We start from the raw sequence: 13,008 nt of genomic DNA on the forward strand, positions 1-13,008 counted from the left end.
TTTAGCTGCTAAAAAAGCTGCGAGAGCTGAAGAAACTTTTTGAGCTGCGTTTATAGCCTCTTTTATAATGCTTATGGCCATAATAATTATGTTTATGTGAATATTTTCTGCGGCTGCTTGAATAACGATGTCCTCCGCCTAATAATCCCTTGATGATTTTATCGAACATAAGATCAATCCTCCATAATTTTTTTAAAGTCGTTGATATATAATTATACGAATAAATAACTGAGAAGTTTCATTTGTATTTGATATTTAAACAAACTGAAATGTACTGAAAATTGCCGGAAAGTAGACGCTCATTTTTAACAATTTTGTGTACTTTCTTTTTTGTTTTTTTAAGAGAATGCCCATGTACGGTGCTTTTAATTAAATCGGAATCGCTTGTGTAACTAGTACTAATAATAGAAAAGTACAAGTTTAATAGTAAAAGATGCGTTATATGTGTTATAATTTCCATATATCCCGTTGATTGGAATTAACTGAAAGGAGATTGAGATGAAGAAAAGTAGAATTATTACAGGATTATTAGCGTTGCTTTTAGTTTTAGCGTTCCCTCTTCAAAAAGCTGATGCAGCATTAGCTTTTAAGGATGTTGGAGATGCATATTCAAAAGTTATTAATGAATTTGTTGATTTAGGAATTGTTGGTGGTTATGAGGATCAAACATTCCGCCCAAATAACAACGTAACTCGTGGACAAGCTGCGACAATGTTAGCACGTGCTTTAAAGTTGGATACTAACAAAGTTGATGCGGTTGAATATAAGGATATTGATAAAGATTACCCATCTTACAAGGAAATAGCTGCTGTTACAAATGCAGGTATTATGTCGGGAAATATTGGTAAGTTCGAACCGAATAAGCCTCTTACTCGTGTTCAAATGGCTACTATTTTAGCAAATGCATTTGATTTAAAAGGTAATGGTTCAGCATCCTTTAAAGATGTACCAAAAGATCACTATGGATATGAAGCAATTGATGCATTATATGCAAACAACATTACAACAGGTTATGAAAATAAAACGTTTAAGCCTTCTAAACCATTAACACGCGCTCACTTTGTAGTATTCCTATCAAGAGCGTTAGATGGTGGAGAGCAAGATTCGACTGAATCTGTTACTGAATTATTAAAAGAAGTTTATGCTAATGAAGCAAACCTAAATACTTACGACTTTGAAGGTAGTATGAATTTAGGACTTCTTTTACCTGAAGTAGAAGACATGACACCAGAAGTACAAGCAATCTTCGAAGTATTAAAAGATGTACAAATCGATATCTCAGGTGCATACCAAAAGGACCCAATGCAATTTGAGGCTAATATCGACCTTACTTTAAAAGGTGATGTTCAAGCAACATTTAGTATACCAATGGTAATGACTGAAGAAAAAATGTGGATTAAACTTCCAGACTCTCCACTATTGCCTTTACCGGAAGAAGTTAAAGGGAAATTTATTGAGTATGATTTAGCAGAGATGGCTGAGATTTCAGGACAACCTCTTGAATCATTAGATATGGAAGTACAAACGAAACTAGGAATTGACATAATTAACCTATTTGTTGATTTACTAGGAAAAGATTTTTATAAAGAAATAGATTTAAGTACGGTAACGATTCCAGAAGGTGTTGATGCGAATAAAGTTATTAAATTCGAATTAACAAATGAATCATTAAAACCGTTTATAGAAATCGTGTTCAACGATATGCTTCCTCAATTATTAGAACTAGTTGATAACCCAGAGTATGCAAAGGCTTTAGGGCTAACTGCTGAAGATATCGCTTTAGCGAAAGAATCATTAGCAAGTGGAGAAATAAATATTGATGAAGTAGTTTCAGAGATTAATAAATTTTTGAAAATTAATCAATTAGATGAGTTGATTGTGATAAGCCAAGACAACTATATTAGCTATGATGCTGGAACGGTTGATATTACAGTAACTGTTGAGGAAGAAGCTTTTGGCTTTAAATTGACATATGATCAATCGAAAACGAATGTAAATGGAAATATCAAGTTTACAATTGGAATTCCAAAAGGGGATAATGTCATTCCTTTCGAACAACTTTTGGAATTAGAAGAAGAAGCTTTAGCAGAGGATAGTTTATAAAAAAACGTCTCTATGGCGGAAACCCCTTAGTAATTATAATTTGAGGGTAACCCATGACTAAGAAAAGTAGCATTAGAAAATAAATCTAATGCTACTTTTTTGGTATAAAAACAAAAGGAAGAGTATTAGCAAAAATTAAGTTTAAAAGGTAATCTTTATCAACCCATTTCCAATTTTTCCTTAGTTGTATATTTTCAAAAACATTGCTAGCTAAATTAAAATCAAAATCAATTAATATAAAAAGCCAAGCAACTCACGAGTAAAATTGCGTGAATGCTAGGCTTTTTATTTTAATCTTCCATAAATACTTCGCCGTTTTTATATGTCATTTGTTCTGGATAACGGAGATTGATAACGGCATCTTGAATTTCCTGTGATGGTGGCTTAGTTGCAAGTGAAACGATGATATTTGCTGCAAATGCTGCTGCTGCACCAAATACACCCGCACCAGTATCAATAATTCCTAAGATTGTAAATCCACCATATTTTGCTGCAAAGATATATGCTAAGGTTACTGCTAAACCAACAAGTAGACCTGCGATTAATCCTTTTGAATTCGAACGCTTCCACCATACCCCCAGTACAAGTGCTGGGAAGAAGGTACCTGTTGCAAGAGCGAACGCCCAAGCAACAATTTGTGTAATAGCACCTGGAGGATTTAAAGCGACAATACCTGCTAAAAGTGTTGCAACAACAATAGTAATACGTCCAACAGTTAAACGTTGCTTATCCGTTGCAGTTGGTTTTAAAATACGATAGTAAATATCGTGGGCAAATGCAGATGAAATCGCAATTAACAATCCACCTGCAGTTGATAGTGCAGCAGCCATCGCACCAGCTGCTACCAGACCGATTACAAAGATACCTAAGTTTGCAATCTCAGGAGTTGCCATTACGACAATATCGTTGGCGATGATTAATTCATTCCATTGTAGAATACCATCACCACTTGTGTCCGCAACTTGTAGCAATCCAGTGTCAACCCATGTTTTTGTCCATGCAGGAAGCTCAGCTATTTTACTTCCTGCCACTTGAGTCATTAGAATGAAACGAGAGAATGCTGCATAAGCCGGTGCAGAAAAGTATAGTAATCCAATAAATAATAGCGCCCAAGCACCCGACCAACGAGCGGCCTTCATTGTTGATACTGTATAGAAACGAGCAATAACGTGGGGAAGTCCAGCTGTACCAGCCATCAAAGTAAACATAAGAGCAAGGAACTGCCATTTTGTGCCCTTTTCAAATGGAGCGAAATATTCGGATAGTCCAAGTTGTTTATCAAGCTCACCCAACTCACTAACGATGTTTCCATATGTTAGCCAAGGAAGGGGATTTCCCGTAATTTGAAGCGACATGAAAATAACTGGAACAAGGTATGCAATAATTAAAACTAAATATTGTGCCACCTGTGTCCATGTAATCCCTTTCATTCCTCCGAATGCTGCATAAATAGCGATTAAAACTACCCCAATCATCGTACCAAGCTTCGCATCAATTTCGAATAGACGACCAATAACTACGCCTGAACCAGATAATTGGCCAATTGAATAAGTGAAGCTAATAATCATCGTACAAATTGCGGCAATGATAAGAGCTGTATTACTTTTAAAGCGATCTCCAATAAATTCTGGAACTGTATAACAACCAGATTTTCGCAATTGTGGTGCAAGCAAGAATGTTAATAGTAAATAACCACCAGTCCACCCCATAATATAAGCTAGCCCATCGTAGCCGAGCATCATTATCGTACCGGCCATACCGATAAAGGAAGCGGCACTCATCCAGTCTGCCCCAATAGCCATCCCATTCCAAATAGGAGGTACACCTCGACCAGCAACATAGAAATCTGAAGTTTCCTTTGCTTTATTATAAACTGCTATAAAAATGTACAAAGCAAATGTTGCTAAAATAATCGCCAACGAAACAATAAATTGTGAATCCAATAACTATCCCCCTTTTAATTCAAAATGTCTTTAGTGCTCAGAGACACTTGTTTTACCTATTTCTTCATTTCTTTTTTCATCAATGCCATACTTTTTATCAATTTTATCTCCTACAATTGCATTAACAAACAGCAGTATTATGAAAACTGCTAAAGCCCCCTGTGCACCCATATAATAATGGAATGGGAATCCATTAAAATATACATCACTTAATGGCTCCGCGATTAAGACAACTCCATAAGAAACAAGCGCCCAAATTATAAAATAAATAATCATATACGTATTTTTCTCACGGAAATATGCATCTGCTTTACTTTTATCAATTTTTCTCACCATATCACCCCTAGTTCATAAATTCCTCAATCTTTAACGATAGGATGTCGGTTAACAGAAAGTTAAAATATCGTGGTCACTTTCACTCCTTTTTGTTTAAAAATTTATATTTTTGCCTTGTCTTTAAGTAAAGGACAAAGAAAAAAATAAGTATCTGATTTAATTGCATTTTAAAAGACTTAGGGAGGTTGCCTCTAGAAGTAAGAGATAGGTTTTAAAAGATTTTTTGTATGTTTTTTTAGGGGAAAGCTACTGAAGACTAAAAATAAATTTTACTGTATCTAGAAGTGGTGCAGGGACCAGTATGATTTCAACTATCATAAAGAGCACAATTGCTAATACAGGAACTAGTAATAACCCAAATCGTTTTTTTCTTAATGCGGCAAATAAACAGATTACTACTAATAAAAGAAATATATAAAATATCTCCATTACCTCCCTTGTCTGGAATCGTATTTTTTATTTAAAAACTTATGTGAAAAATCGTCTCAATATTATCGAATTTGGAATAAAAAATTAAGGTTAAAGGTAAAAAAATAATATTGCTTTTTGTTAATTGCATGAAAAGAGTCTCTATTGTACTCGTTTATTTTAGGACTTTCATAATTGAAATTTTTTTAATGGCCTTTTTTAGGAGAGATTTAGGGATGTTTATGTTGCAGCCAGAGGTACAATGATTTGAAGAATATATTAGGAAAGGGCTGTCCAGAAACTCTTATTTCTTAACAACCCCGATGTATGTTGGAAAATTTATATAATATATTCTAAGAAATATTCAGCCATTTGTACCTTAGACAGTTGCAGCTTTCGCATAAGTGCAACACAGCTTGATAAAATAATATCCAAGCCTTCAGATTGTTCAAATTGGACCCCATAATTAGATTGTAGTAATTCGGCGAATTCCCATTTCGCAACTGAATTACGATTTTCCCCACGGTAATAGCTATCCATTTCTTTATAAAGGTCTTCAAAAAAATGCTCGAAAAGTTCACTTCTTTTTAATAAGTATTGATAATTGCTATTATTCTTCGGTACCTTCGGAGCATAAATATCTTTTGATACAATTTGAATAATCTCTTCAGCATTTATATACTCACAGGATGTTTCATCAATTTCCCAAATAGCAGATTGAAATAATGGATGGGACTCTATAGGTATAACATTGTCTAAGTTTTTTCGATTGAATTTTTTTAATTTAATAGCTTCTTCCGTTACATAAAGTACTTCGTAATAAAACGTTGTATTAGGATTCCACTTATTAAATTCTTCTAAGATTGCGTAGCTTTCCCCAAAAAGCACTTCCGTTTGCAAAAAGGTAGGCATAAAATCGTGGTAAGTAGAACCTTCAATTAAGTGGCCGTAATACTTTAAATATACACTTTGAACATCTTTTTTTCCGGCATTCACAAGGCAAAGACTATATTTTTCTTTCGGAATGACGAATTTGAGCAAATGAAGTCAACCCCTTCTAAGTTGTTAAATCAATGGGATATTAACAATTAATTAGTATCAAAAGAAACGGTCGTTTAAACATATTCATGAAATTGGATAATATTCATAAAGGTGTATTCAGAAAAAAATGCACAATATTTTTCGAACTAGGGATAAATAAACTATACGGGCTTTTCTTTTCTACATAAATTGAGGGTAGTTTATTTAGAGAGGAGGAATGTGTTTTGTATCCTTTTAATTTTGATGATGACTTTTTAGTTCAATTTGATGGTAATCAGCCTAGTTTCCCAGGTGGAGGGTTCCCACAGCCACCACCATTCGGGGGAGGAGGGCAGCCTAGTTTTCCAGGAGGAGGGTTCCCGTCGCCGCCATTTGGGGGAGGAGGACAGCTTCAGGCGCCAACTGCTCCACCGCCAAGTTTTACGCCGCAAATGTCTACATTCCAACAACAAGAGTTCACACGTAGAGGTGGAGTAGGTGGAATAAGACGTTGTATGTTCCGTAATACGTTTATTTGGCTGAGAAATGGCAACAGTTTCTGGTTCTTCCCAATGTTTATATTCAGAAACCAAATTATTGGCTTCCGTTGGAGAGGAACGAGAGGCTGGGTATATGACTCCATTAACCGAAATAATATTTTATTCTTCCAATGCTACTAAAACTTAAATAGAATAATCCCTTCACACCTTCTAAAAATTGATTATTATACAAAAAAGTGAGAAGCAGTTTTTGCTCTCACTTTTATTTTGCCCCCATACTTAAAATAGACTTTTTTGTTCTACTACTCTTTAATTAAGAATATGAGGTATTAGGAGGGGGAATGTTCATGTTAGAAAAAAATTCAAAGATACGCGAAGAGATTTGGGATAGCGTAAAGGGACTATCAGATGAGCAATTAAATAAAGTGGTTGTGGAAGGTCAATGGTCAATTGCTCAGGTATTGGAACATCTAAGGCTGATGGAGGAAAATGCAGTTCGAGGTATACGTGAAGTACTTTCAAAAGACGAATACAATCCAACTGATCCAAAACCAATGCATTTAATTGCAGATAGAACGATAAAACGAGATGCACCAGATTATTTAATACCTTCTAATGAATTCCAAACATTAGAGGAGTTGAGAGCAAAACTTGCAAGTTCTAGAGAAGCCTTAGAGAATAGTATTCAAGGAGTTAGCGAAGAGGATTTAAATAATAAATCATTTCCTCACCGTCGCTTTGGTCTACTATCGGTAACTCAATGGATTAGTTTACTTGGATTTCATGAACAACGTCACATAGGACAAATTGAAGAGATTAAACAATCGCTTTAGTAAATAATAATTGCTACGATGGTGGTGTAATATATTGAAAAACAATATAAAAGTGCGTGAACAGATTTGGCAATGCGTAAGTGAAATATCTGATAGTCAATTGAATAAAGTTGTTGAAGAGGGACAATGGTCAATAGCACAAGTGCTTGAACATCTTTACTTAATAGAGAAGCTGGCTGTTGAAGGGATTCAGGAAGCTCTGGCAAGTAGTGAAGCAAATCCGGTAAAATTGCGAAGAATTCATCTTGCAGCAGATCGCTCCCATAAAGTACAAGCTCCTGAAATGTTGAGGCCATCAGCTGAATATCAAACTCTCAAACAATTAAAAAATAAATTGGATAACTCGAGAGAAACTTTACTTAAATGTATAGAGGGAGTTAGTGTAGAAACATTAGATGAAAAATCGATGCCGCACCCAGTTTATGGGGCACTGTCACTAAGTCAATGGATTTCATTTATTGGTTATCACGAACAACGTCATCTAGGGCAAATTGAGGATATTAAAGAATTATTGGTTTTGTAATGAGTAAGAGGGGGTGTTCAGAAAGAAATTTCTGAACAGCCCCCTACTTTGTTTATATAGTAGTTGTTGGAATCAAAGTAAGAGAAAAGCGCAGATTGCTATTTTATATTGGATAATTTTAATTATTTACTGATAATGAGTCAAATATGTATACTTTGAAAAAAGGGACGAGTACAATTCACAATTTGTGGGTAAAAAATAAAAAGACAATATTTTATCTAGAGAGGCGTATAACATGCTTAATATTTTATTAATTTTATTATTACAACTCGTATATGTACCGCTATTAACTTTAAGAACAATTTTTTTAGTAAAAAATTTAACAGTTTTTGCAGCTATTTTCGGAATATTGGAAATGCTTATTTATGTATTTGGTTTATCGCTTGTCTTCAATGGTGACCAAAGCTTGCTCGCGATGGTCGTATATGCTGTTGGATTTGGTATTGGAATGTTTTTAGGAACAAAAATCGAAAACAAATTGGCAATAGGCTATGTCTATGTAACCATCAATACGCAAAATAAAAACCAAGAGCTTATTGATACATTAAGAACACAGGGTTTTGCTATTACAACATATGTCGGTGAAGGGCGCGATAGTGACCGCTATAAGTATGAGATTTTGGCAAAACGAAATCGAGAGCAGGAGCTATTCAAACTCGTAGAATCCATTGAACCAAAAGCATTCATTATTTCGTATGAACCAAAATCTTTTAAAGGCGGCTTCTTGGTAGACCGAATGAAGAAACAAGCGAAATTATTAAAAAATCCATTCGGCAAATAATAAAAATGTAAAATTCATAGTCTTTAAATTAGAAAAGGGGCAGTTAGAAAGTGAAATTTTTCTAACTGCCCCCGCTATTTTCCATTAAAATTACTTAAAAACAGTGCTTCGGACAAAATATTTATTTAAGGCTTCCAATTCTCACTACAAGTTGCTTATCTCTCAGAGAAACTATTTTTCCATTATCTTATATTTGTTAAATACTTTGAATAAACGTATCCTTTAGTTCTTCCATATTGGATATAGGACCAAGAATCTTTTCTATTTAATACTATGACTGCTTCGTTCTTTTGGAGTATATCCAATGATTTTGAAGCTGTTGTAGCATTTTGTCTAATCTTTATGTTGGAACCTTTTACTTTTCCGTAAGTAAGTTTAGAGTCTTTAGTTGATTCTATTTGTGTAATAGGTTGTTTTATGGGCTCTATTGGTAATGGGCTTGATGTTTTAGGTAATGGATTATATAACTTTGCGATGGAAATGTTTGTATAATAAAATTTTAAGATTTCCTCATAAGTTTTTCCTGCATCAGCCATATATTTCGCCCCCCATTGGCTCATACCTACACCATGTCCATCTCCACGTCCTTTTACAAGAGTAATTTTTGTATCATTGTTGACCTCATCAATTAAATAACTCAACATCGTACGATTTCCAACCATTGCACGCAATTTAGATGCACTTACATCAGAGAAGGATATATGTTGTGGAATTAATTTCCCAGTAGAATCCGTCAAATCCTTTACTATAAAGTCAACAGTGATATCCCCCTTTTTCACACGTCCGCCTGAGCCACGATCATAAAGGGAAAACGTAGGGATAGCAATAATTTTAATCTCTTTATTAGCATAACCATTATTGTTTAGCCACATTTTAATATTATTGGCTATCGCGGGATCGGTCTCTTTAGTTGAAGTCCACCATTCAGATGGTTTAGATAAATTCTTTGTTGCTAAGTCAATTTGTGTTTTATGGAATGAAAAACTCCAAACCGTTTTTGGATCATAGTTATCTTCTTTGATTGTTAAATAGGGAACTGCTGTATTTCCCCAAGCATTTGAATTGCTTTCTGTCATCCCACCGTTGCTAGCAGAATAAACTGCATCAATTAAGCGGCCATTATATTGAAGGACTTGTCCTTTAGTTTCATCAACTGCTTTTGTTGAATTAGGCGTCCAAACATAGCCGCCGTATACTTGGTAGGAGATTGTATCATTTATAATTCCTCTATTAAGGTAACTCATGGCATATGTTCTTGCCGCAACAGCTTGGGTCTTAAGGGCTTCTATATTCCAAGCAGGATACATTTCTATTGGAACGACACCTTTTAAATAATCTTCCATGTAAACCGAGTTAATCGGACGAACATAAAGATTGTTTTCTACTATAAAATCAAAGCTCCCTAAATATAAACGATTATTAATAGAGAGCTGTGATTTTGATTCGATGGGTTGTACGGAAAAGGTTTGAAAGGAATTTAGTAGATTTCCATTTTTATATAATGATAGATTGCCGTTTACTTGCTTTAATATATAAGTCTCATTTGACTTTAAAATTAAGTTTTCATCGCTTGTTAAATAATCGCTATTTGGTTTGATTGTAATTTCTGATTTATTCCCTAAGTAATTTACAAGCTTAACTTTAACAATAGGTTCTGTATCTTGTGCTTGAAATCTACTATTTGGAAGCAATGATATGAACAATATGAAAACAATAAATTGAAAGTAAGACGTGTTTCATTGATTACCTCCGAAACTACTATATTCGATGCTTAGGCAAGCATATATTAATAGTTCGGTATAAACAATGATATATTTTTTCCAAAAAAATTATATAAAAACTGTGTTAAATCAATAGGTATGGGATATGTATGGAGAGGTATTTCTTCTAGGTTTTGAATTTTAATATTTGGAGTTTAAGATAAAGAACTAGGAGGAGATTAGTTGATGTTAATCTACCGGAATTATAGTAGATGGAAATTATAAAAATATTCAAATTGGAGGGTACATCCAAAAAAAAGGATATTGGGACGTACCCTTTAAAAAGCATAAGTAAAGAGGAAATCAATTAAGTTATACATTTTAAAAGATTTGATAAGGGATTTATACTATTCGGATAGATATATAAAAGGTTAATGAGCTCTTCAACTTGCTCAAGAATTTTACTTTGTAGCTGTTGGGATTCGACTAACTTCTGAATTGTAAGAAGGGGATTAATTATTCTTTCCCAATTAAAAGAGGTTCAATTTCATCTTTAAATGCTCGAATTAGTTGCTCGAGTCTTACGTTGTTTGCAGGGCCTTTTGGATTAGGGTGGTAGTATTCATTTTCCTTTGATAATATCCCGAAATATGGGATTTGGCTCATTAAAATTAAATCAAGCCATTTCTTTTTTTCTAGCTCATAATAGCTAGAATTTTTTCCTCTCTCTACACCCCAACCAATTAATATCCATGGATGTCTTTGAATTTCACTTAGTGAGGGGCGTGTAATTGTAGGATAATTACCTGTTGATTTTAAGGATTCAAATAATGCAATCGCTTCCTTGCCAATTGTATTTTTTACATAGAATAAGTTGTAAATGTATAATCTTCCTTGTAATTTAACATGAGTTCTTTTCATGAATTTTACTAACTGTTTCATCGTTTTATCCAATGCCACTTCATCTGTATGTGCCCCAGTTTGAATTAGCTTAATTTTTGCTTCTCCTTTTAAACTTGCAGATCCTGGATTTAACATGACCGCAGCACCAAGAGATTGGCTTGAGGTCCCAAATTGAATAAACGTATTTGTTCGGTAAACTTCCTCACCAATTTGCTGAAATGTAGCAAATGCTTTTACATTATCCAACCGACTAACCCCCATGTAAATGTAGTGTTATTCATCATATTCCTTGATGTTGGGAAATATTAACTTGTTATTTAACAATATTTTTCTTGATTTGTTAGGAAGGATGAACAGCTGAAGATGGACTCAGCAGTAAAATCAAGACGTTCATATCATTTTATTAGTAATCAACCTATTATTTCAGATGAAAAAATTGAAGAAATTGTTAATTTAGCAGTATTACATTCACCATCAGCTTTTAATTCTCAAAGCGATCGGGCTGTAATTTTATTAAGTGAGAATCATAGAAAACTTTGGGAAATTACAGAAGAGACTTTAAGGAAAAGGGTTTCCGCTGAGAAATTTAGTGTGCTACAGAGGAGCGTTTAAATGCTTTCGGTAAAGGATATGGAACAGTTCTATTTTTTGAAGATACAGCTATTATCGAATCGCTTCAGCAAAATTTTGAATCATACAAAGACAATTTTCCATTATGGTCGCAGCAATCATCTGCTATGCTTCAATATATAGTATGGACAGCATTAGAAACAGAAGGATATGGAGTATCGATTCAACACTATAATCCACTTATTGACGAGGCGGTAAAAAAGGAATGGAATCTTCCAAGCAATTGGAAGTTAATTGCACAAATGCCATTTGGGAAGCCGATTGCACCTCCCAAAGAAAAGCATTATGAGCCAATCGAAGATCGTGTAAAAGTATTTAAATAGCAAGAAAAAAGCGGCGTCCAATAATCGGGACGCCTTTTTTATTTGAGAATGGAGTGGACTTTTAAGTGGATTGGTAAAGAATAGAAGTATAACAATAAAGGAAATTATTATTATTTCTTGACACTAGCTAAACGTTTTGTTAAATTGTTTATCATATAATACAAACATTTTTATAATGTGTTTATAAAAATAATAAACAGAATGCAAAATAATGTTGAAAGAGGTTTTAACATGAGCCAATCTGATGTTTTTTGGAGCGCATCATTAGAAGAAATAAAACAAGGTTATAAAGAAGAAGCAAATTATTATGTGTGTCTTTTATGTGGTGAGCAAATTGAAAAAGGTGTGATTTATCCACATGAAGAAGTTCTGTATGAAGCGAAACGTTATATTCGATTGCATATTGAAAACACTCATGATTCAGTATTTAACTATTTATTAAATCTTGATAAAAAATTAACAGGTTTAACGGAGCATCAAACGACTTTACTTAAACATTTTTATGCAGGGAAGAGCGATAAGGAAGTTCAACAAGAAATGGAAATTGGGAGCAGCTCTACTATTCGTCATCATCGTTTTGTACTTAAGGAGAAGGAACGTCAGGCTAAAACATTGCTAGCGATTATGGAGCTTCTAAAGGAGAAGGACCAGTATGCGCCTGCTTTTGTTGCACCGCATAAACATGCCACTATGTTAGATGATCGGTATGCAGTTACTGCTGAGGAACAAACGAAAATTTTAAATAAATATTTTATTGAAGGATTAACAGGTCCTCTAAATAAATTTCCTCCAAATGAAAAACAGCGTCTTGTAGTGCTGCGTGCAATAGCCGGACGCCTAGATGCAAATGCCAAATATAATGAGAAGGATTTAAACGCGATTTTAAAGGAAATTTATAACGACTATGTATTAATCAGAAGATATTTAATTGAATATGGTTTTCTTGATCGTAAAGCAAACGGCAGCGCTTATTGGCTGAAAAAATAATAGGAAGGGAGCATTCCC

The 13,008-nt window shown here is 34.1% G+C and carries 12 protein-coding genes and 1 pseudogene; 7 read left to right on the top strand and 6 right to left on the bottom strand.

The window, feature by feature from the left end; translation table 11 throughout:
- Position 1: 1 nt before the first annotated feature.
- Positions 2-169, bottom strand: a complete 168-nt coding sequence (locus EKG35_RS20775; RefSeq protein ID WP_185807599.1) for a hypothetical protein — start codon at positions 167-169, stop codon at positions 2-4.
- Between the two features lie 329 nt (positions 170-498).
- Between EKG35_RS20775 and EKG35_RS01110 the strand changes: the two genes are divergently transcribed.
- Positions 499-2,103 (top strand): S-layer homology domain-containing protein, encoded by a 1,605-nt coding sequence (locus EKG35_RS01110; protein ID WP_126292464.1) that lies wholly within the window; start codon positions 499-501, stop codon positions 2,101-2,103.
- A 290-nt stretch (positions 2,104-2,393) separates the two neighbouring features.
- Here the strand turns inward: EKG35_RS01110 and EKG35_RS01115 are convergent, their stop codons facing one another.
- The 3 genes from EKG35_RS01115 to EKG35_RS01130 form a co-directional block, all read right to left on the bottom strand.
- Positions 2,394-4,046 (bottom strand): sodium:solute symporter family protein, encoded by a 1,653-nt coding sequence (locus tag EKG35_RS01115; protein WP_126292465.1) that lies wholly within the window; start codon positions 4,044-4,046, stop codon positions 2,394-2,396.
- Between the two features lie 30 nt (positions 4,047-4,076).
- Positions 4,077-4,379, bottom strand: coding sequence for a DUF4212 domain-containing protein (locus tag EKG35_RS01120; protein ID WP_126292466.1), 303 nt, complete (start codon positions 4,377-4,379; stop codon positions 4,077-4,079).
- A 750-nt stretch (positions 4,380-5,129) separates the two neighbouring features.
- Positions 5,130-5,831 (bottom strand): hypothetical protein, encoded by a 702-nt coding sequence (locus tag EKG35_RS01130; protein WP_126292468.1) that lies wholly within the window; start codon positions 5,829-5,831, stop codon positions 5,130-5,132.
- Positions 5,832-6,055: 224 nt separating this feature from the next.
- Between EKG35_RS01130 and EKG35_RS01135 the strand changes: the two genes are divergently transcribed.
- The 4 genes from EKG35_RS01135 (at position 6,056) to EKG35_RS01150 (ending at position 8,447) form a co-directional block, all read left to right on the top strand.
- Positions 6,056-6,490 carry a hypothetical protein gene (locus EKG35_RS01135; RefSeq protein WP_126292469.1) on the top strand — a complete coding sequence of 145 codons (435 nt, stop codon included), beginning with the start codon at positions 6,056-6,058 and terminating at the stop codon, positions 6,488-6,490.
- Positions 6,491-6,657: 167 nt separating this feature from the next.
- Positions 6,658-7,143 carry a DinB family protein gene (locus EKG35_RS01140; RefSeq protein WP_185807600.1) on the top strand — a complete coding sequence of 162 codons (486 nt, stop codon included), beginning with the start codon at positions 6,658-6,660 and terminating at the stop codon, positions 7,141-7,143.
- A 34-nt stretch (positions 7,144-7,177) separates the two neighbouring features.
- Positions 7,178-7,666 (top strand): DinB family protein, encoded by a 489-nt coding sequence (locus EKG35_RS01145; protein ID WP_185807601.1) that lies wholly within the window; start codon positions 7,178-7,180, stop codon positions 7,664-7,666.
- A gap of 235 nt (positions 7,667-7,901) precedes the next feature.
- Positions 7,902-8,447, top strand: coding sequence for a DUF2179 domain-containing protein (locus tag EKG35_RS01150; RefSeq protein ID WP_126292472.1), 546 nt, complete (start codon positions 7,902-7,904; stop codon positions 8,445-8,447).
- A 182-nt stretch (positions 8,448-8,629) separates the two neighbouring features.
- Here EKG35_RS01150 and EKG35_RS01155 read toward each other — a convergent pair whose 3' ends face one another.
- On the bottom strand, positions 8,630-10,150 hold the full coding sequence (locus EKG35_RS01155; protein ID WP_126292473.1) for a SpoIID/LytB domain-containing protein: 1,521 nt from the start codon (positions 10,148-10,150) through the stop codon (positions 8,630-8,632).
- Between the two features lie 513 nt (positions 10,151-10,663).
- Positions 10,664-11,296, bottom strand: a complete 633-nt coding sequence (locus tag EKG35_RS01160) for a hypothetical protein (RefSeq protein WP_126292474.1) — start codon at positions 11,294-11,296, stop codon at positions 10,664-10,666.
- Between the two features lie 117 nt (positions 11,297-11,413).
- Between EKG35_RS01160 and EKG35_RS01165 the strand changes: the two are divergent.
- Together EKG35_RS01165 and EKG35_RS01170 are read left to right on the top strand one after the other, a co-directional pair.
- Positions 11,414-12,003 (top strand): annotated as a pseudogene (locus EKG35_RS01165) (nitroreductase family protein).
- 231 nt (positions 12,004-12,234) lie between these two features.
- Positions 12,235-12,990, top strand: a complete 756-nt coding sequence (locus tag EKG35_RS01170; RefSeq protein ID WP_126292475.1) for a DUF2087 domain-containing protein — start codon at positions 12,235-12,237, stop codon at positions 12,988-12,990.
- Positions 12,991-13,008: the final 18 nt, after the last annotated feature.

This window comes from Lysinibacillus telephonicus (genome assembly GCF_003966145.1).
Lineage (GTDB): Bacteria > Bacillota > Bacilli > Bacillales_A > Planococcaceae > Ureibacillus > Ureibacillus telephonicus.